Annotated in this window: 19 protein-coding genes; 4 read left to right on the forward strand and 15 right to left on the reverse strand. The window is 69.9% G+C overall.

The annotated features are described in order from the left end of the window. Positions 1-91: 91 nt before the first annotated feature. From KBX50_RS03425 to KBX50_RS03445, 5 genes are all read right to left on the reverse strand, one after another. Positions 92-1,114, reverse strand: a complete 1,023-nt coding sequence (locus tag KBX50_RS03425; RefSeq protein ID WP_210934586.1) for a methyltransferase — start codon at positions 1,112-1,114, stop codon at positions 92-94. After that, on the reverse strand, positions 1,111-2,274 hold the full coding sequence (locus tag KBX50_RS03430) for an aminotransferase class V-fold PLP-dependent enzyme (protein WP_210934588.1): 1,164 nt from the start codon (positions 2,272-2,274) through the stop codon (positions 1,111-1,113). The genes KBX50_RS03425 and KBX50_RS03430 overlap by 4 nt, the downstream gene beginning before the upstream one ends. Continuing rightward, the gene (locus KBX50_RS03435) at positions 2,271-3,536 is read right to left on the reverse strand and encodes a hypothetical protein (RefSeq protein ID WP_210934590.1); all 1,266 of its coding nucleotides are present in this window, start codon (positions 3,534-3,536) and stop codon (positions 2,271-2,273) included. The genes KBX50_RS03430 and KBX50_RS03435 overlap by 4 nt, the downstream gene beginning before the upstream one ends. A gap of 86 nt (positions 3,537-3,622) precedes the next feature. After that, positions 3,623-4,309, reverse strand: coding sequence for a tryptophan 2,3-dioxygenase family protein (locus KBX50_RS03440; RefSeq protein WP_210934591.1), 687 nt, complete (start codon positions 4,307-4,309; stop codon positions 3,623-3,625). Positions 4,310-4,686: 377 nt separating this feature from the next. Then, positions 4,687-5,541: a DUF6745 domain-containing protein gene (locus KBX50_RS03445; protein WP_210934592.1), complete on the reverse strand. Its 855-nt coding sequence runs from the start codon at positions 5,539-5,541 to the stop codon at positions 4,687-4,689. A 165-nt stretch (positions 5,542-5,706) separates the two neighbouring features. On the opposite strand from KBX50_RS03445, the gene KBX50_RS03450 reads away from it, so the two are divergent. Beyond that, positions 5,707-5,994 (forward strand): DUF2277 domain-containing protein, encoded by a 288-nt coding sequence (locus tag KBX50_RS03450; RefSeq protein WP_210934593.1) that lies wholly within the window; start codon positions 5,707-5,709, stop codon positions 5,992-5,994. Positions 5,995-6,090: 96 nt separating this feature from the next. Here the strand turns inward: KBX50_RS03450 and KBX50_RS03455 are convergent, their stop codons facing one another. After that, positions 6,091-6,978, reverse strand: a complete 888-nt coding sequence (locus KBX50_RS03455; RefSeq protein WP_210934594.1) for a LysR family transcriptional regulator — start codon at positions 6,976-6,978, stop codon at positions 6,091-6,093. 85 nt (positions 6,979-7,063) lie between these two features. Here KBX50_RS03455 and KBX50_RS03460 point away from each other — a divergent pair, with 85 nt between their 5' ends. Next, on the forward strand, positions 7,064-8,395 hold the full coding sequence (locus KBX50_RS03460; protein ID WP_210934595.1) for an aspartate aminotransferase family protein: 1,332 nt from the start codon (positions 7,064-7,066) through the stop codon (positions 8,393-8,395). Positions 8,396-8,447: 52 nt separating this feature from the next. On the opposite strand, the gene KBX50_RS03465 is transcribed toward KBX50_RS03460, so the two are convergent. From KBX50_RS03465 to KBX50_RS03480, 4 genes are read right to left on the reverse strand one after another with little or no spacing between them, the layout of a single operon-like run. Next, entirely contained in the window at positions 8,448-9,104 is a 657-nt protein-coding gene (locus KBX50_RS03465; protein ID WP_210934597.1) for a response regulator transcription factor, read from the reverse strand. Continuing rightward, positions 9,101-10,255, reverse strand: a complete 1,155-nt coding sequence (locus KBX50_RS03470; RefSeq protein ID WP_210934599.1) for a sensor histidine kinase — start codon at positions 10,253-10,255, stop codon at positions 9,101-9,103. Before KBX50_RS03470 ends, KBX50_RS03465 begins: the two co-directional genes overlap by 4 nt. Before the next feature lie 23 nt (positions 10,256-10,278). Beyond that, the gene (locus KBX50_RS03475) at positions 10,279-11,028 is read right to left on the reverse strand and encodes an ABC transporter permease (RefSeq protein ID WP_210934601.1); all 750 of its coding nucleotides are present in this window, start codon (positions 11,026-11,028) and stop codon (positions 10,279-10,281) included. Further along, positions 11,025-11,921, reverse strand: coding sequence for an ABC transporter ATP-binding protein (locus KBX50_RS03480; RefSeq protein WP_210934603.1), 897 nt, complete (start codon positions 11,919-11,921; stop codon positions 11,025-11,027). The genes KBX50_RS03475 and KBX50_RS03480 overlap by 4 nt, the downstream gene beginning before the upstream one ends. A gap of 208 nt (positions 11,922-12,129) precedes the next feature. Here KBX50_RS03480 and KBX50_RS03485 point away from each other — a divergent pair, with 208 nt between their 5' ends. Together KBX50_RS03485 and KBX50_RS03490 are read left to right on the forward strand one after the other, a co-directional pair. Next, the gene (locus tag KBX50_RS03485) at positions 12,130-12,981 is read left to right on the forward strand and encodes a glycosyltransferase family 2 protein (protein ID WP_210934605.1); all 852 of its coding nucleotides are present in this window, start codon (positions 12,130-12,132) and stop codon (positions 12,979-12,981) included. Then, a complete protein-coding gene (locus KBX50_RS03490; RefSeq protein ID WP_210934607.1) occupies positions 12,978-14,198 on the forward strand; it encodes a CorA family divalent cation transporter in 1,221 nt (406 codons plus the stop codon). The genes KBX50_RS03485 and KBX50_RS03490 overlap by 4 nt, the downstream gene beginning before the upstream one ends. 479 nt (positions 14,199-14,677) lie before the next feature. On the opposite strand, the gene KBX50_RS03495 is transcribed toward KBX50_RS03490, so the two are convergent. The 5 genes from KBX50_RS03495 to KBX50_RS03515 are packed head-to-tail and all read right to left on the reverse strand — an operon-like array spanning position 14,678 to position 19,122. Then, positions 14,678-15,730 (reverse strand): HAD family hydrolase, encoded by a 1,053-nt coding sequence (locus KBX50_RS03495; protein WP_210934609.1) that lies wholly within the window; start codon positions 15,728-15,730, stop codon positions 14,678-14,680. Then, the gene (locus tag KBX50_RS03500) at positions 15,727-16,863 is read right to left on the reverse strand and encodes an acyl-CoA dehydrogenase family protein (protein WP_210934611.1); all 1,137 of its coding nucleotides are present in this window, start codon (positions 16,861-16,863) and stop codon (positions 15,727-15,729) included. The genes KBX50_RS03495 and KBX50_RS03500 overlap by 4 nt, the downstream gene beginning before the upstream one ends. Positions 16,864-16,886: 23 nt before the next feature. Beyond that, a complete protein-coding gene (locus KBX50_RS03505; protein ID WP_210934612.1) occupies positions 16,887-17,135 on the reverse strand; it encodes an acyl carrier protein in 249 nt (82 codons plus the stop codon). Between the two features lie 31 nt (positions 17,136-17,166). Then, positions 17,167-18,018, reverse strand: a complete 852-nt coding sequence (locus KBX50_RS03510) for a 3-hydroxyacyl-CoA dehydrogenase family protein (RefSeq protein WP_210934613.1) — start codon at positions 18,016-18,018, stop codon at positions 17,167-17,169. A gap of 21 nt (positions 18,019-18,039) precedes the next feature. Then, positions 18,040-19,122 carry a ketoacyl-ACP synthase III family protein gene (locus tag KBX50_RS03515; protein ID WP_210934614.1) on the reverse strand — a complete coding sequence of 361 codons (1,083 nt, stop codon included), beginning with the start codon at positions 19,120-19,122 and terminating at the stop codon, positions 18,040-18,042. Positions 19,123-19,182: the final 60 nt, after the last annotated feature.

A 19,182-nucleotide genomic window follows, 5' to 3' on the forward strand; every position in this document is an offset into this window, starting at 1 on the left:
AGGTGCGTTCGCCACGCCGATCACTGTCGGCTGCGGCTCCGAGGGAGCCGCCTCCCGTGCCCCTCGGAGACGACCTCGACGGCCTCCAGGGTCATTGGGTCGGCTTGTACGCGATGACAAGCTCCCAGGTGCCGGGCAGCACTGCCACGTGGTGAAAGCCGGTCTCCGTGAGCAGGGTGGTGTAGAAGTCCACGTCGCGTAGGCGGCTGACGCTGCTGTCGACGCCGATCAGGAAGTAGCTCCAGAAGAACTGCATGGCGAGCCGGTCGGGGGTGCGGAACTCCTCGCAGATCAGGATCAGTCCACCGGGCTGCAACGCCGCGTACGCCTGTTGAACCAGTTCGCGGGCGACCGCGTTGGGCCAGTCGTGCAGAACTCGGACGAAGGACAGCGCGTCGTAGCCGCGCGGCAGGGGTTCGGCGAAGAAGTCGCCGCCGACGAAGCCGAGCCGATCCGCGTGACCTCGGTCGTCCCGGGTGGCCGCGACCAGTGGTGCCACCGCCGGCAGGTTGTACACGTCGGCCCGCAGGTGCGGTGCGGAGTCGAGGATGTGTGCGGCGAGTGTCCCGTCACCGCCGCCGACGTCGAGCAGGCGGTGCCGGTCCGGCCAGAGTCGAGGTGAGTGCCGGCGTACCGTCTCGATCGCCGGTCCCAGCCCGAGGGCCATGCTGCGTTCGAACTCCGCGGTCTGCGCGGCGGTCTTCGGCGGCCAGGCGAACCCGTCGTCGATGCTGACCTCGCCGCGTAGGCTCTCGGCCAGGCGGCCGTGCAACTGCCGCCACGGGTAGCGGTCACGGTCCCGTTCGGTGGCGCCCGGCCCGACGACCGCGTTGACCGCGTCGCGTAGCCCTGGCACGGCTCGGTAGCTGGTCGCGCCGATGTCGTCGCCGGGCTCGTCGCGGATGACGAAGCCGAGGCTCTCGATGCAGTCGAGGAATTTGTACAGCCGCAGCGGGAGCACCCCGAGCTGGGTGGCCAGCGCGTCGAGGCGGACCGGTCCGCGCTCCAGCGTGTCGAGCAGCCCCAGGTCGAGCGCCGTGTGCAGGACGTCCATGGCCTTGGGCCCGTTGACGAGCAGACTCATCAGTGCCCGCGGTGAGAGGGTGACGGTCACTGCCGCAGCTCCTTTTCCAGCGCATCCATGAACAGGTCGATCTCGTCGAGCGTGTTGTAGACGTGCGGGCCGACCCGCAGATAGCCGCGCCAGCTGCAGATCACGTCACGAGCGCCCAGCCGCCGCTTGACGGCCTCGCCGTCGGGGATGTCCAGGCACACCACCCCGCCTCGCCGGGCGATGCTGGTGGGGCTGACCACGACGATGCCGGCGGCCTCGGCCCGGTTCAGCAGCTGTTGGGTGAGCGCCAGCGAATGCCGTCGGATGGCGTCGATACCGACACCGAGCAGCAGGTCCAGACCGACCTGTGAGACCAGGGAGGTGAGCGGGTAGGGGGTGCCGCCGGCGAAGCGACGGACACCGGTCGCCCAGCCGGATGACGGTCGGAAGCTCAGCGCGCGGTCGCCGGCCTGCCAGCCGGTGGCGGCCGGAGTCAGCAGTGGCACCAGGTCCGGCCGGACGTAGAGGAATCCGGTGCCGACACCGCAGAGCCACTTGTGGGAACCGCCGATGACCACGTCGACGCCGAGCGCGGTGACGTCCAACGGCATCACCCCGACGGTCTGGAAGGCGTCCACCACCACCAGCGCGCCGACCTGGTGGGCGCGGGCCACCAGGCGGGACAGGTCCACGGTGGCGCCGGAGGTGAAGCTGGCGTGGGACACGCACACCAGCAGCGTCCGCTCGTCGAGCCGGGCCTCGACAGCGTCCTGGTCGAGGTGGGGTCCGCCGGTGCCGACCACGTCGACCTCGGCCCCGTGTCGGCCGTACGCGCGGAAGATGAACGGCACCGTCGGATAGTCGAGATCCGTGATGACGACGCGGTTGCGCGGCGGGTGGTAGTCGAAGCAGGACGCCACCCGGGCCAGGAAGGTGCTCAGATTCGCATCGGTGATCACGCTGCCCGGCGGCGCGCCGATCAACGCGGCCACCGAGTCGGCGTACCGGTCGAGGCCGATGTGCCAGTCCTGCCAGACGTCGTCGCGCCAGGTGCGCAGGGTCTCCCAGTAGTCGTGCAGCACCCGCTCACCTCCCCGGGGCACCGCGCCGGTGGAGTTGCTGTTCAGGTAGACGCAGGTGTGCACCAGCGGGAACTCGGCGCGCAGGGCGGCGTGCGTGCCCGCGTCGAGGCATCGGGGGCTGTGCTCGGGCTGGCTCATGCGCAGCGCCTCCCAGTCGGGCCGGCCGCAGGCGGATCGGTGGTCATGGGGGTGAACACGGGTGCGGCGCTGTTCGCCGCGAGGTACGGCGTGCCCTCGGTGTAGCCGGTACCGGTCTGGGCACCGAGCATCCACACCGCCACGCGGAGATGGGTCCGGCGCCACTGCGACAGGGCACCGGCGAATGCGGCCATCCGCCGCGCCACCAGGGCGCCGTCGGCGCCGGTGAGCCGGCCCTCAGACACCGCCGACCGGTACGTCTGGTCAACCGTCGGCTGACCGACGCTTACCCGGGCCTGTATCTCCGGCACCGACTGGTAGGCCACCGAGCCCAGCCGATCCGCGTGCGGGGTGCGACACAGCGATTCGATGAGTTTGTACGAGCGGGACTGGATCGCGCTGGCGCCCTCGGTGTACTGCCGGAATGTACGGAACGACTCGGGCCGCATGGTGGCCAGGAGGGAGAAGAGTGGAGCCGCGGTGCGCAGCAGGTCGCCCGCGTACCCGAGCCGGTCGGCGGCGGTGCCCGGTGTGGGCCCGGCCAATGCGGCGACCGCCGCGCGAAGTTCGTCGGCGACCCCGGCGAAGAGGCACTCGTAACCCTGGAGTACCCGGATGAAGAGGTACTCGTCGTGCGTCACGTGGACCGGCAACATGGTCAGCCGCAGCAGCGGATCCCCGGGGAACGCCAGGTCCCGGGCGACGGTGTGCAGGTTGGCCGCGGTTGTGGTCGGGGCGTCGCTCCCGATCGCCGCGGTCATGCCGAGACGAGCCAGCGCGGGCGCGGCGGCTCGGACACCGAGTCGGCAGCGTTTGACGACCACCGCTGGCCCGGGTCTCTGCAGCGGGAGCTCCTCGGTCCTGCCTGCGGCGGCGGCCAACTCGAACGCCAGCGCGTCGGCGACCAGGCGGACGAGGAGCCGATCCCGGCTCTGCCGCCGGGCGGCGGTCTGCGCGCCCGGGGTCGGATCGTTTGGTCCGCAGGGCAGTCGGAGCAGCCGCAGGGCGAGATAGCTGCGGTAGTCGTAACGGCCGTCCCACTTGTCCAGTGCGACGTCCAGGAAGTCGGTCAGCTGCCGGGCCGCGGCGTCGCCGGTGCCGGAGACCGGGCGGGTCACCACCTGCCGGGCGCTGTCGAGCAGGGCGAGGAAACTCTTTTCCGCGAAATGTTTGCCGTTGCGGTGAAACTCTTTCAGCACCGGGGAGTAGGGAAAGCGGCGCGGTTCGGTCGGGCGCGACAACCAGTGAATCAATGGACGCACGTGCCACCCCTCGAAGTCGACGAGACGAACCTCACTGTGGTCGCCGGATATGCCGGCCGACCGAAGCTGCGTAAGGTTCAGCCGGGCTATTCGTCAGCGGTGGGGCGCAGCCGCGCCTGCCACAACTCGGGAAAGAATCGGTGTCCGGCGAGTTTTGCCAGCATGTTCGCTGGGCTGCCGGGGTCACCGGCCGGGGGATGGCCGCCAATTCGCAGGGCCACCTGGTAGTGGCGGACCCGCCACACCGACACCCGTTCATCCCATTCCACCATCGCTTCGGCGAGCCGGTGCAGCGGATCCGCCGGATCCGCCGGGCACAGGTCGGCCGCCTCGACACCGTGGGCGGCAAGCTGCTCGTCGAACGCACGGCCGAGCTGTCGGCTGGCTCCCTGGACCTGCCGCCAACCGGGTGACTCCGCACCAGAACCGTTGCCGAGGGCGGGTTGCATCGCCTGGAAGTCCACTGGGGACAGATATCGCAGCATCTCCAGTTGGTCGGTGATCAAGCGGACCGCGAGCGTCGCCCGGGCCAGCAGCGCCTCCGCGGCCGGTAGCCGACCGGCAGTCACCTGGGTGGTCGCCTCCGCCAGCTCCGCCGCAGCCAGTTTCAGCCACAACTCGGTCGACTGATGCACCACCTGAAAAAGCAGCTCGTCGCGATGTATGACCTCGTCCGGCGTCCGTTGTAGACCGAGCAAAGCATCTGTCCGCATGTAGCGCGCATAGTCCGTAGCGCCGTGACCTGGCAGAACAGGCGAATGGTCGTGCTTCACGGAATAGGCCCTCCGTTTGGCGCTGACGCCGAAATAATAAATACGCTGGCGGACATCATTCCAACGACGGACACCGATGCGCTACCCCTTGGTCTCGATGAATCTGGAAACGTGTCGAGGAGCTTGCCGGTTTCCCGGGTGTCTCCCGCATATTTGGGCAGGCCACGACGGATACGTTGTCGTTGGTCGTGATGGGCGCGTCGCCGGGTTCCCCGGCCGGTGGTCATCGCCGTCGCCCGTCGGCAGCGGGCCCGAGGCGGCTTGGCGGGCGGCGACCGGCTCGTCCTTTCCGGCCCTTCCGCGTTCCGGCGTCGTCGGCTGCCGAAACGGCCGCCCGCCAAGCCTCCCTCGTCCTCGTGCCGGTGTTCAGCCGTCGGTCAGCACGGCGGCGGTCGCCAGCCGTCGCGGTACCCGACACCGTCCGGTCGTAGCCGGACCTCGTCGTACCACGAGCCGGGTACGGGTTCGGTGCGGATCACCGCCGGCCGCTCCACCACGACGCAGACGTTCGAGCCGGGCCACCACCAGCCGCCGGATCGCGCCAAGTCGGTCCAGGTCCGCAGATGGTCGCTCGCCTCGGCGGTGTACGCGGCCAGTCCGAGCCGGTGCAGCGCGTCGTAGTAGCCGACCCAGAATGCGTCCTGCTGGCCGTACCAGCAGACGGGGGCCTCTCGGTCGCCACCGGGCAGCCCGGCGCGGACCGGTTGCGTGAAGCCGGGGATCAGGCTGCGGTGCAGGGCGTTGCGGACGCCTCGGTGCAGCACGACGCCGAGTGGCACCTGCCGGTCGAGGGCATCCTGCGGTGGCAGGTCCGGCCAGGGTTCGCGGGTCCTGCCTCGGCGGACGGGAGACAGTTCGGGATCGGTGTGCTGGACCCCGTCGCTGAGCGCGGCCCTCAGCCGGGACGCCACGGTGGCTATGTCGCTGGCCGGGGGCGGTGGGCCGGCCGGGGCGGGGTCACGGACCCGCTGGAGGAGTTGGCCGAGGGTGGGCAGTTGCTGGATCAGTGGCAGGGCCGCGGCGGGGGAGTCCACCCAGGCGAACCGGGGCTGGCGACGGCCGGCTCGGGCGTAGATCGCCGTGAGGCATCGTTGCGTGGTGGGTCGGTCGGCGGGTTCGGTGGAGAGGGCGTACCCCAGCCACTCCTGCCGGATCACTTCGGCCTGCCGCCACAGATCGCGGGGGGCCGGGGAGAGGGGCGCGGCATCGTCGTGCCGCGTGGGCGCGGTCAACGCGCCAGGGCGTGTCCGCCCTTCCGGTTGGAGATCATCGCTAGATGATGGCCGATCTTGCCACGAGGCGCAACCGTTCTGGCTGGCCCGGGGAGACCTCAGGTGGCTCGCGTGGTGACCAGCTCGGCCTGCTGGCCAAGTGGTTCTGCGTGGCATGGTGGAGGCATGTGCAGGAACATACGCGTGCTCCACAACTTCGAACCGCCGGTCAGCGACGATGAGATCGAGGCCGCCGCCCTTCAGTACGTGCGCAAGGTCAGCGGCACGACACGGCCCTCGGCGGCCAACGAGGAGGCGTTCGGCGAGGCGGTCCGCGCTGTCACGGCGGCCACCCGGACCCTGCTGGACAGCCTCGTGACGAAGGCGCCTCCCCGTGACCGCGACGTGGAGGCGGCCAAGGCCAAGGCGCGCGCGGCTGAGAGGTACGGGCCTCGAACGATCACCGCTGGTTGACCCGCCCCGCCGGCCACGCTTCAGCCCTTTCCTGCCCGGAACGGCATTCGCGAAAGGCGACGGTGGCCGCTGTGGCGAAGCCCGACACCCCGGCGGTCAGTCACCTGCTCTCAGCGCGCTGAGCACGGCCGTCACCTCGGGGCGTGACGCAGCCGGTCGCCGGAGCGCGGTCGTGATGCGTCGGGTCAGCGGCGGGTTCAGCGGCCGGGTCACCACCCGGTACCGCGGGTCCACCGCCAGCTTCGGCAGCATGGTGATCGAGCGGCCGTTCTCCACGTGCTGGAGTGCCAGCATGTAGTTGTTGAACCGACAGATCACCACGGGCTCGAAGCCGGCCTCCCGGCACAGCCGGGTGGACAACTCGGACATGTACGAGCCGGCGACGTCGAACGTCCAGCGTTGCTGCGCGCACGCCTCCAGGGCCACCGACTCGGCACTGGCCAGCGAGTGCTCCGGGGGCAGCACGAGCACGATCGGATCGGTGGCGAGCGGCACCAGGTCGATCTCCGGCGAGAGCTCGGCGCCGGTGAAGTCGGCCGTCGTGATGATGAGGTCGACGTCGCCCCGACGCAGCGCCGGCATGCTCTCGTGCGGCTCCAGTTCCAGCAACACCACGCTCACGTCCGGGTGCCGGGCCGCGAGGCGGGCCAGCGCCGGTTCGGCGAGGGCCTGCACGGCACTCTGGAACGCGGCCACGGTGACCGTGCCGGCCGGTTCGTCGGCGAGGCGGCGCAGCTCCGCCTCGGCCGCGTCCATGGCCGTGAGGATCTCCCGAGCCCGGCCGGCGAGCAGTATTCCGGCTGCGGTGAGCCGCACCCGCCGCCCGGTGCGTTCCAGCAGCGCGGTCCGGGTCTCCCGTTCCAGCGTGGCCAGCTGCTGGGACACCGCCGACGGGCTCAGGTTGCCGCGCTGCGCGACAGCCCGGACGGTGCCGTAGGTTGCCAGGTCGGCGAGCAGGCGCAGCCGCCACGGATTCAGCGTCATGCCCGCCGACTGTACGGCTTTGCTTAACAGCGACAGCGGAAATGTGCGATGGACGTGCCTTAACGGGGCTGCCTAGCGTCGGCTCATGGCTGATTCCTTCTGGTCCGACGCCGATCGTCACCTGGTCCGCTACATCGGCGCGGGCAGCTTCGTCCGCGAGATCATCGACCGCGCCGAAGGCAGTTTCGTGTTCACTGCCGACGGCCGCCGCCTGCTCGACTTCACGTCCGGGCAGATGAGCGCCATTCTCGGTCACTCCCACCCGGCTGTCGTAGCCACGATCCAGCAACAGGCCGCCACCCTCGACCACCTGTTCAGCGGCATGCTGAGCCGGCCCGTGGTGGAGCTGGCCCGCCGCCTCGCCGGCTCCCTGCCCGCGCCGCTCGAGAAGGTTCTGCTGCTCACCACCGGCGCAGAGTCCAACGAGGCGGCGATCCGGATGGCGAAGCTGGTCACCGGCCGGCACGAGATCATCTCGTTCGCCCGGTCCTGGCACGGGATGACGCAGGCGGCGGCGAGCGCCACCTACAGCTCGGGACGCAAGGGGTACGGGCCTGCGGCGCCCGGCAACGTCGCGATCCCCACGCCGAACGCGTACCGGCCCGACTTCACCCTTCCGGGCGGTGAGCTGGACTGGCGGCGTCAGCTGGAGTTCTCGTTCGAGCTGTTCGACGCCCAGTCGGTGGGCAGTCTGGCGGCGTGCATCGTTGAGCCGATCCTCAGCTCCGGCGGCGTGCTCGACCTGCCGCCGGGATACCTCGCGGCGCTGCGGGACAAGGTGCACCAGCGCGGCGGGCTGCTGATCCTCGACGAGGCGCAGACCGGTCTGTGCCGCACCGGCGAGTGGTACGCGTTCCAGCGTGACGGCGTCGTGCCGGACATCCTGACCCTGTCCAAGACACTCGGTGCCGGCCTGCCGCTGGCTGCCGTGGTGACCAGCCCGGAGATCGAGCAGACGGCGCACGAGCGCGGTTTCCTCTTCTTCACCACGCACGTCTCGGACCCGCTGGTGGCCGCGGTCGGCAACACGGTCCTGGACGTGCTGGAGGCCGACCGGCTCGACGAACAGGCGGCGCACCTGGGCGCGTACCTCCGGAAGGGGTTGCGGGAGATCGGCCAGCGACACCCGGTGGTCGGCGACGTGCGCGGCCGCGGGCTGCTGGTCGGGCTCGAACTGGTCAGCGACCGGGAGTCGAAACGACCGGCCGACGCGCTGGGCGCCGCCGTGACCGCGCGGTGTCTGGAGCTGGGACTGCACATGAATGTGGTGCAGTTGCCGGGCATGGGCGGCGTGTTCCGCATCGCGCCGGCGCTCACCTCCACCCACGCCGAGCTGGACCTGGGTCTGGAGATCCTCGATCGAGCGCTCGCCGACGTGGTGCCGCAGTTCACGGCCTGCCGCTCAGAATCCCGGTGACCGATGTCGTCGTGCCCGCCCCTGGCGAGGAGGCCGGTTCGCGGCAACCCGTTCAGGCACGTGGTTCGACCAGGCCGTTGTCGTACGCGAAGATGACGGCCTGGATGCGGTCTCGCGCCCCGATCTTGGCCAGGACGCGCCCGACATGCTTCTTCACTGTGGATTCGGTGAGGGTGAAGCGTTCGGCGATCTCGGTGTTGGTGGCGCCCTGGCCGATCGCTTCGAGGACCTCTCGCTCGCGCTCGCTGAGCGTGGTCAGGCGAGGGTCCGCACGGGTGGTCGACGCCGGCTTCTGGAGGTAGGCGTCCATCAGCTTGCGGGTCAGGCTGGGGGCCACCACCGAGTCTCCGCTCGCAACGGCGCGGATGCCGGCGATCAGCTCCTCGGGGCGGGCGTCCTTGAGGAGGAAACCGCTCGCTCCGGCCCGCAGTCCCGCATACACGTATTCGTCCAGGTCGAATGTGGTCAGGATCAGCACGTGCGTGCGGGAGCCGGCCGCGGTGATGCGGCGGGTGGCTTCGATGCCGTCCATGCCGGGCATGCGCACGTCCATCAGCACCACGTCGGGCCGGGTCTGCTCGACCTTCCGTACTGCCTCGGCGCCGTTGGCGGCCTCGCCCACCACGCTGAAACCGGGTGTGCCGTCGAGCAGCATCTTGAAGCCCATCCGTTGCAGCTGCTGGTCGTCGGCGATCAGGACGGTGGTCATGCAGGCTCCTTGAGGACTACGTCGACGAGCCAGCCGTGTTCGGTCGGGCCGGCGGTCACTACCCCGCTGTACATGGCGGCGCGTTCCCGCATGCCGAGTAGGCCGTGGCTCGGGGCAGCGGGTCTGCCACGGCCGTTGTCACGTACCCGTACCCGTACCTCTCCAGCGGAGGCAGCGAGAGTGACGTCCGCGGTCGCGCCGCTTCCCGCGTGTTTGAGGGTGTTGGTGAGCGCCTCCTGAACGATGCGGTAGACCGCGAGCTGCACGCCACGGCCGAGGGTGTGCAACTCGCCCGAGGTCGAGTAGGTGACCGGCAGCCCGGCCGCCCGCACGCTCGGCAGCAGCCGGTCGAGATCGTCGATGCCCGGCTGCGGGCTCAGTTGCGGATCGTCGTCTCCTTCGCGCAGCACGCCCAGCACTCGGCGTAGCTCGGACAGCGCCTGCCGGCCGGTGTCACCGATCAACCGGAGCGGTTCGGCGGACTGCTCAGCCCGCGAGGTCGCGAGCGCGGCACCGCCGTCGGCCAGGCCCACGATGACCGAGACGTGATGGCCGACGATGTCGTGCATCTCGCGGGCCACCCGGGCCCGCTCCTCGGCGACGGCGAGGCGGGCCCGTTGATCCCGCTCGACCTCGAGGCGGGCGGCGCGGTCCTCGAGAGCGATGAGGTACGCCCGACGGGTGCGCACCGCGATGCCGGACGCGACCGCGGCAGCTGAGGTGCCGATCACCAGGAACAGCGTGATGGTGCGGTTCTCCGTGACCGGATTGATCAGATAGATCTCGGCGACCAGCAGCGCGAGGGTGATCCCCGAGGCCCAGACCAGCGCCCGCCACGAACCCCGGGAGGCCACGCCGAACAGCATCACGAGCAGGATCACTCCGGCGCCGACGGCGACGTCCAGCAGTCCCTCTGTCAACTCGATGGCCGCGGTGACCAGGAACGCCGGGAACGGGTACCGCCGTCGCCAGTACAGCGGCGGTAGCAGAACCAGGGTCGCGATCGTCGCCGAGAGGGGATTCTCGATGATGTTGGGGATGCTGAAGAGCACGATCGGGACGGCCACCAGGGTGTCCATCACCCACGGGCGGCGCCGGTCGAAGGCTCGTAACCGGGCCTGCCGGTCCACCAGCCAACCCTGCGTACTCATCACCGGATTCTCCCTCTACCCACTCACGCGTCGGTCGTCTTCAGCCGGTACGCCGTCGCGGCGAGCGTCACGACCACGTACCCGGCGAAGACCGCGAGGCCGGCCCATGGGGCCAGAGTGCCGTCCGATTGGGTCAGCGTCATCACGGCGCTGCCGGCGTTGCTGGGCAGGTACGGGGTGATGACCTCGGAGATCGAGTCCGGCAGCAGAGCGGCCAGACCGGGCACGATCAGCAGCAGGCCGGCCAGGATCGCGATGGCGCCGGCGCTGGAGCGGACGAGCATGCCGAGCGCGACCCCGAGCACCGCGACCAGGCCGAGATAGAGGCCGGCGCCGAGCAGTGCCCGCAGCACGCCGTCGTCGCCGAGGCCCAGGCCGCCGACCTCGTCGTTGAGCACTGCCGACCCCGCCACGAAAGCGGCGAAGGCGCCGACGGTCATCGTGACGAAGGCGGCCGACCCCGCCACGAGGCTCTTCGACCAGAGCACCGGCAACCGGCGCGGCACCGCGGCGAGGGTCGCCCGGATCATGCCGGTGGTGTATTCGCCGGCCCCCAGCAGCGCGCCGAGCACGCCGACGGACAGCGCGGCCAGGGCGCTGCCGGACAGGGCCAGGTCGACCGAGGTCAGGTTGTCGCCCGAAAAGGAAGCTGAGGCGATCATGCCGAAGGCGATCAGGAGGAAGACCGATATGCCGGTCGTGATCCAGGTGGAGCGCAGCGAGGAGAACTTGGTCCATTCGGCGGCGACGACGCCACCAGGAGTGATCTTCATCGGGAAGCCTCGTATTCGACAGCGTCGCGGGTCAGGTCCATGAACGCCGCTTCGAGTGAGGCGTTCTGCGGGGTCAGTTCGAACAGCGGGATGCCGCGGGCGGCCGCGGCCAGCCCGATCACCCGGGCGGAGGCGCCGGCGACGAGCAGTTCCTCCGCGCCGGTCGAGGTGACCGTGACACCCGGGCCGGCAATCGTCGTGCGCAGCGCGTCAGGGGCGGGAGTGACGACCCGGACACCCTCGGCCGTCACGAAGTCGGCCACGGTGGTGTCGGCCAGCAGCCTGCCCCGACCCACGATGACCAGATGGTCCGCGATCAGCGACACCTCGCTCATCAGGTGCGAGGACAACATCACGGTGCGGCCCTCGGCGGCCAGGCCGGTGAGCAGCTTGCGCACCCAGAGGACACCCTCCGGGTCGAGGCCGTTGACCGGCTCGTCGAGCATCACCACGGCCGGGTCGCCGAGCAGGGCGGCGGCGATGCCGAGCCGCTGGCCCATGCCGAGGGAGAAAGCGCCGACCCGCTTGTGGGCGACGGCCGAGAGACCGGCCAGGCCGAGCACCTCATCGACACGCGAGCGCGGGATGCCGTGCGTACGGGCCAGGGCCAGGAGGTGGCTGACCGCCGTCCGGCCGGGGTGCGCGGCCTTGGCTTCGAGCAGTACGCCGATCTCGCGCAGCGGCGCCTTCGACGAGGCGTACGGCCTACCGTTGACCAGCACGTCGCCGGAGCTCGGCGCGTCGAGCCCGACCACCATCCGCATGGTCGTCGACTTGCCGGCCCCGTTGGGGCCGAGGAAGCCGGTGACCTGTCCGGGCTTCGCGGTGAACGACAGGCGGTCGACGACCGTCTTCGCGCCGTACCGCTTGGTTACTTCACGTATCTGAATCATGCTCGCAACGCTAGGAGCGCCCAACGTCAGGTTCGTGGTACCGCGGTCGACACTTTCCGGCCGCACCTGGTACTCCGGTACCACCGGCAGCCCTCCCGTCGGGCTGCTCCACGCTACGCGGCCGCCCGTTGTGTGCCGATTATCGGGATCCACAACAGTCCATCGGACACCCGGTGAACGTTCGTGGCCACCGCACTAGCATCGAGGGATGATCAGCGTCATCACGCCTGTTCTGCCGGCTCAGGTTGACATGCTCGCCCGGGCCCACGAATCCCTGCTCTGGCAGGACGGCGGCCCGGACTGGGAGTGGCTGATCCAGATCGACGGCGCCCCTGAGGGGCCGGTCGAGGAGGACTTCCCGGCGGCGGCCACCGACGGCCGGATCCGGGTTGCCGCCAACGGGGAGAAACTCGGCATCAGCGCGGCGCGCAACCGGGCCCTGCTGCGCTCCACCGGGCGCTGGGTGACGCCGCTCGACGCCGACGACGAGTTCTTCCCGGACACGCTCGCGCTGCTCTCCGAGCCGCTGCGTACCCGCCCGGAGGTGAGCTTCGTCTTTGGTGAGAGCGTCGACCTCTTCCCGGACGGCAAGCGGCTGGCCCGCTTCAGTCGCCGGCCGTACGAGCCGGGGCGGGTGCCACCCGGGCGCCTGGAGGAGATCTGGCGGCGCGACAAGAACCTCTTCTTCCACCCGGGCGCGGTGATGTTCGACCGCACCTGGCTGCTCGCCGCCGGTGGGTGGCCGGCCGGTACGGAGATGGAGGACCAGGACGTCCTGCTGGCCATCTCGACGTTCGCGCCGGGGTGGTACGTGCCGCACCCGGTCTACCTCTACCGGCAGCACCGGGATCAGAGCGTGCGGACCGCCCGGTTCGAGGCCAACCGGGAGAGCTACCGCCGGTGGAGTCACACTCGGCTGGTCGCGCTGCGGACGCTGCGCGGCGACGATCCCGACGAGCTGCGGAAGCTGGAGACGCCCTTGCCCACGCCCGAGGAGATCAGCACGTTCACCACGCCGGAGTGGCAGGCCGAGATCGCCGGTCAGGTCAGCGCCGGATGAACTCGCTGGCCATCTGTGAACTGCGGGTCACCCGGAACGATGAGGAACTGAGGCTGGTCACCGGAGTCCGGGCCGAGATCGAACGACGCAACCGTACGATCCCCGACGCGGACAACTTCCGGCACGAGGTGCTCGGGGCCGGCTGGATCAGCGACGGTGCCGACCTTGCCGCGATGGTCGCAGCCGGCGCGGACGGCTGGGACCTGGAGATCGGCGAGCCCGGATCCGAGGCCACCGCCGCATTGCGGCTGGTCCTTGCCGGCCTGCTCCCGCCCGGGGCGGTGGACGAACTGGCCGCGCTGGCTGACGGGCTGCGCGACGAGCCGATGCCCTGGCACGCCGAGTGGATCCCGCCCGTCCCGCCGGCTCTGGCCCGCGAGGGCGCCGCCTGGTTCGACGTGCTGACGCCGTCGGTCAACTGGCGACAGGACGACGCCGCCGCCGATCCGGTGGCGCACTACCGGCACACGCGGATCATCTGGGCGCCGCGCTGGTGCGTCGTCGTCTGGACCGGACGGACCGGTGGCGAGGGTTCGAAGTACCGGACGTGGGGGCTGCCGGACCGGCGGCTGGAGGGGCGTCCGACGGGCGGCAGCGGCGCGGAGCGGATGGCCCGCTTCCTGCACGCCGTGGTGCGGCACATCGAGTGGTCCGTCGACATGGTCGACCTGGAGCTGGAGACCTGGGAGAACTACTTCCTGGCACAGGCGGCCGGCGACGGCGGTCTGTTCGTCGGGCCGGACTTCAACCGCCTGCAGCGCCACCTCGCTCTACTCGGCCACGGCGCCGCACTCAACCGGGACGCCGTGCGTACCCTGGTCCGCCGGATCGAGATCCAGCCTGGCATTCCCCGCCACATCCGCGACCTGGTCAAGGAGAACTGCGCGCGGTTCCTGTCCCAGTCGCAGGCGCAGCGCCGGGCGGTCCGGCAGTCGTTCGACCTCGTCGCCAACGCCACCTCCGGCCAGCAGTTCCGGCTGGCCCAGGAACGGGCCGACCGGGACGGTGCCTTCCAGGCCAGCGTGGGAATCCTGGCGGCCGTTTTCGTGGCGCCCGGCCTGATCGCCGCGTTCTACGGGGCGAACGTGAAGGGCCTACCGGGCGCCGATGCGCGGGAGGGGCTCTGGTTCATGCTGCTCGGTTCGGTCCTCGCCGGACTGATAAGCGTCTGCCTGATCCTGGTGGTGCGGGCCCAGTCCCGCCGTCCCCGTGGCTGAGCGTGCTCGGCGCGGCCATCGGCCTGGTCCTCAGCGTTCCCGCCATGCGGAGCGCCGCCACGGTGAGTCTGCGGCGCTTGGGGGTCGGCCGGTCGGGGTCGCTTCGGGTGCTTGAAGGGCACGCCCGCACACCGCCACCCAGTTGGGCTCGACGGCGATGTGGTCGACGGTGTTGGCCAGGTATCTGATGGTGGCGTCGGGCTTCAGCGGCAGCAGCGCGTCGAGGGCTGGCCAGCTGCTCAGCGGCTGTACCAGTAGAAGGCGTGCACCGAGTTCCGCGTTCGTGGACCGGGCGGCCGGAGTCGGTTGCCCTGCCGCAGAAGGCGCAGACGGTTGCTTCGGATGCCATCTGCCCTGTCGCTCCCGGTGCTCGTGCTGCCGCCCACGGTGACCTCGCGCGAGCGAGCATAGCCGCTCCACGTGGCGCAGCCGGTGCAGGGTGACCCGGCTGCCGTCGGCCTCCAGCACGTCGGTGCGCGTCAATCCGCGATCAGCCGGACGAAGGGCGGCACGGGCGGAATGACGTCCAGGTCAGCGCGCAGGGTCACGTGCTGATCGGCCCGATCGATCTCGCGGAAGCCGGCGAAGGCGTAGGTGATCTGCATCATTCTGTTCCGGCCGGTCTCGATCAGATCCGCCTGTAGCTCGACGCGGGCATTCCGGGCCTGCCGCATCAGGTGGCTGAGCACGATCCCTCCGACGCCGCGGGAGATCACGCGGCACGACATCAGCAACAACCGTAGCCGCCAGACCTTTTCTGACGTTTCGATCAGGACGAGCCCGATCTTGCCGTAGGAGCCGAAGCGGTCGTCGAGGGTGACCACATGCAGCCGGTGATTGTCTGAGGTGCGCGACTTGTCGAGGTCGTCGTAGGAGTACGTCCGACCTGTCGAATTCAGCTGGTTGGTACGGACCGTCAGTTCCTGGGCCCGTTGCAGGTCGGCCCGGGTGGCGGATTCGATCCGTACGACCAGCCCCAACTGGGAGAGGAACTCGTCGGGGGTGCCGACGAACCGCTCCTCCTCGTCGTCGCGTCGGATCTGGTTGCGGTACATCTGGCGGCGTTCGCGCGACTCGTCGGTGATGAACCGTGGCTGGAATGCCGGCGTCCGCATCGCCTCGGCGAGTTCGCCCGGATCCATGCAGAGCACCTGCGGACACGCCATGGCGACCTCCGCCCGCTCGAACTCCTGATCGTCGACGAAGGCGATCGTGTCGAGCCCGATGTTGAGCTTCTCGGCGATCTGCTGCACGGAGTGTGACTTGGCGTTCCACCCGATCTGCGGGCAGAGGAACATCTCGGCGAGTCCGCTTCGCGCAATCTGTGTCCAGGCCGCCTGGTGATCGTTCTTGCTGGCGATGGAGTGCAGAATCCCCAACCGGTCGAGCGCCTCGATCGCCTCGACGACCTCCGGCTTCACCGTGACCGTCGCGTCCTCCAGCAGGACGCCGGTCCAGATCGTCTGGTCGAGGTCCCAGACCACACACTTGATCCGACCGTGCCGCTCCTCCTCGCACGGATCGTCACTCACCGAACATCCTTCCGATAGGCGTCGGCCGCGATCGTGATCCGCTGGATCTCGTTGCTGCCTTCGATGATCTCCATGACCTTGGCGTCGCGGTACAAGCGCTCCACGAGATGGCCCGGGGTGCAGCCGACGGCACCGTGTATCTGCACTGCCTCGGCGGCATGTCGGGCGGCAGCGGTCGAGGCGAAATACTTGGCCACCCAGGTGGCCATCAGGGTGTCCGCGTCGCCCTGGTCCTTCAGCCGCCCGGCGGCCTCGTAGAGCAGTCGCGCGGCTCGGGTGTCGGTGACCATGTCGGAGAGCTTCGCCTGGATGAGTTGCCTGTCGCGCAACGCGATGCCACCGACCTTGCGGTGCGCGGTGTGGTGGGCGCAGGCGTCCAGGCAGGCTTGGAGGATGCCGACTGAGCCGGCGGCCACGCTGTAGCGGCCGAAGTCCAACACAGCGCTCATCACCATGCCGTTCACGAAGCCGTCCGGACCGACGAGGGCGTCCGGTCCCACCCGTACCCCGGTCAGAGTGAGCCGGGCGAGCATGCTGCCGCGAGTGCCCAGCATGCCGGGGATCGGCGTCACCGTCAGCCCGTCGCTGTCGCGGGGCACCAGGAACGCGGCGATGCCGGTGCCGGTGCGTGCGAACACCAGGAACAGGTGCGCTCGTTGGCCTCCGGTGATCCACGTTTTGGTTCCGTCGAGCACCCACCCAGCTGCGTCCCGGACCGCTCGGCTGGTCAGGCTCCCGGCGTCGCTGCCGGCATCCGGCTCGGACAGGCAGAACGCCCCCAGCACCGATCCGGTGGCCAGGCGCGGGAGCCACTGCTCCCGCTGCCTGGGCGTGCCGAACCTCAGCACCGCCCAGGAGACCATTCCGTGCACGGTGAGCAGGCTGCGTACCGACGAGCAGGCGTGTCCGATCTCCTCGTGCACCTGACCCATGGTCAGCATCGATGCGCCCTGCCCGCCGTACTCGACCGGTAGGAACGGTGCCCACAGTCCGGCCGCGCCGATACCGACGAGCGTCTCCGACGGAATGCTGCCGGCCTGATCGAACCGGGCGGCCAGCGGGGCGAGGTGGGTCCGGGCGAAGCAGCGGGCCGCGGCCCGATCTGTTGGTACGCGTTCGGTGGCCGCAGCCATCGGTGACATCGCCGCTACCGCCGTCACACTGTCGCGGACTGACGGTCGACCAACGCCCTGATCGCGTCGATGCTGCGGAAGCTGTCGATCCGCATCTCGTCGCTGGGCACGGTGAAGCCGAAGGTCTTCTCCACGAACATCACCAGCTCCAGCGCGAACAACGAGTTGACCAGGCCGAGCGCGAAGATGTCCTCATCGTGGGCGATCTCCACGTGCGGGAACCGCTGCTGGAGGAACGCGGCGACGACGGCGCCGGGGTCGTTGTGGGACATGTGTTCCCCTCCTGTGCTGGTAGCCGGGTACTCAAACGGTCGGGCCGTACTCGTAGAAGCCACGACCGGACTTGCGCCCGTGCCGGCCGGCGTTGGCCATGGTGCGCAGCAGCGGGCAGGGCCGGTACTTGCTGTCGCGGTAGTGCTGGTAGAGCACGTCGATGCTGTGCAGGATGGTGTCGACGCCGATCAGGTCGGCAGTCTCCAACGGGCCCATCGGGTGACCGAAACAGCTCCGAAAAACCTCGTCGACCGCTTCGGCGGTGGCGACGCCCTGATGAACCAGGAAGGCCGCTTCGTTGACGGTCAACATCAGGACGCGGTTGGAGATGAAGCCGCAGACGTCCTTGACGTCGATAGCCTTCTTGCCCATCGCGTCCAGCAGTTCACGGGTACGCCGAACCGTCTCGGCCGAGGTGTGCTGACCCGCGATGAGTTCCACGGCGGTCTTCATGGGCACCGGGTTCATGAAGTGCACGCCGACCAACTGCTCCGGTCGGCCGGTCACCGCTGCGAACTCGGTGATCGGAATCGCGGACGTGTTGACGACGAACACCGTCGCCGGATCGCAGATCCGGTCCATCTCCAGGTACAAGGCTCGTTTGAGGTCCCACCTCTCGGGGATGTTCTCGATGACGAAATCCACCTCGGCGAGCGCCTTCAGATCCACGCCGGTGCTGATCAACGCCATCGCCGCAGCCGAGTCCACGGCAGGACCGCCGAGCATCCGGCTCATCCGCAGCTGTGCCTCGATCTTCTGCAGAGCCGCGTCGAGAACCTGCTGTTCGGTGTCCACAAGGACCACCCGATGCCCGGTCTGGGCCAGGTTCTGCGTCACGCCGATCCCCATCACGCCGGCTCCGGCAACGCCGACAACGCTCATGGTCGGGTTCCTCTCCTCAGGTCAGATCACACGTCCGTCTCGGGAGCTGGTGTGGTGTCCAGGAACGTCGTCGGTCGTCGGCCCGGCTCCGCGCCGGTCACCGACGGTGCAGTCACCGGGATCGCCGACGACCTCGACCAGCAGCATGCTCCAGGCGGCCACGGGGCTGGCGCTGATCAGCACGGCCCGCTCACCGTCGCGCAGCCGCCCGGTCCCGATCTCGGTCGCCAGGTTGAGCAGGATGTCGTTCGCGCCGAGATGGCCCAGGTCGCGCAGGTTGTCGTGGCAGGCCGCCGCGATTGTCACGCCGAGCGTCTCCTCAAGGAACCGGAACCCGCCCAGGGACAGGTTGTGGCACACATGCCGGGCGACGTCCGCCGGCGCGAGCCCATTGCGGTCCAGCAGGCGTCGGTACATCGCGCCCAGTCGGTCACGGCTCTCCAGCGCCAGGGTGAAGGAGTACTCCTGGAGATCGCGGCACTGCTCGGACCAGCGGGCCGACGGGCGGTCCCGGTAGTCCACCCGGAACAGGTCCCAGTAGTGGCCGTTGGTCTCCTGCAACACGTCGAGAACGCGCAACGGCCCGTCTCTCGAGACGACCGCGGCCATGCCCCCGTCGCCGCTGACCGTCACCGGGTGCCGGTAGCGCCGCGGCGTGGCCGGCGTACTGCCGTGCACGACGAGGACGTCGCTCAGATCCGGATCGGCGGCCAGCAGGCCGCGCGCGACCAGCAGCGCCGGCGTCATCGACACGCAGCCCAGCCCGCCGACGGAGAACGTCAGCGCCCGGTCGGCGCCGAGGTGTGCCTGCAGCCGGGTCTCGGCGGAGCTCATCAGCGTGGCCGGCGCACGGGACTCGACCGCGACCAGGGCCCCGATCTGATCCGCGGCGAGGCCGGCGGCGCCCAGTGCCCTGCTGGCGGCGCCGGCGGCCAGGTGGAGCGCGTCCAACTCCGGGTCGGTGCGGATCCGCTCGATCCCGAGGTCGGCGCAGAGCTGCCGCTCGGCCGGCCCCAGGTACGCCAGTTCCGGCAGCTCGGCCACCGCGACCGACCGTTCCGGCAGGAACGACGCCACCGTGCGTAGGGCGAACGTCCCGGACATGTCGCCGCCTCTCCCCGGTTTCCGCTGACCCTGCCGACTCTGCCGTCCCCGCCCGGGCCG

The sequence above is a fragment of the Micromonospora sp. C51 genome, assembly GCF_018070435.1.
Taxonomy (GTDB): Bacteria; Actinomycetota; Actinomycetes; order Mycobacteriales; family Micromonosporaceae; genus Micromonospora; species Micromonospora sediminimaris.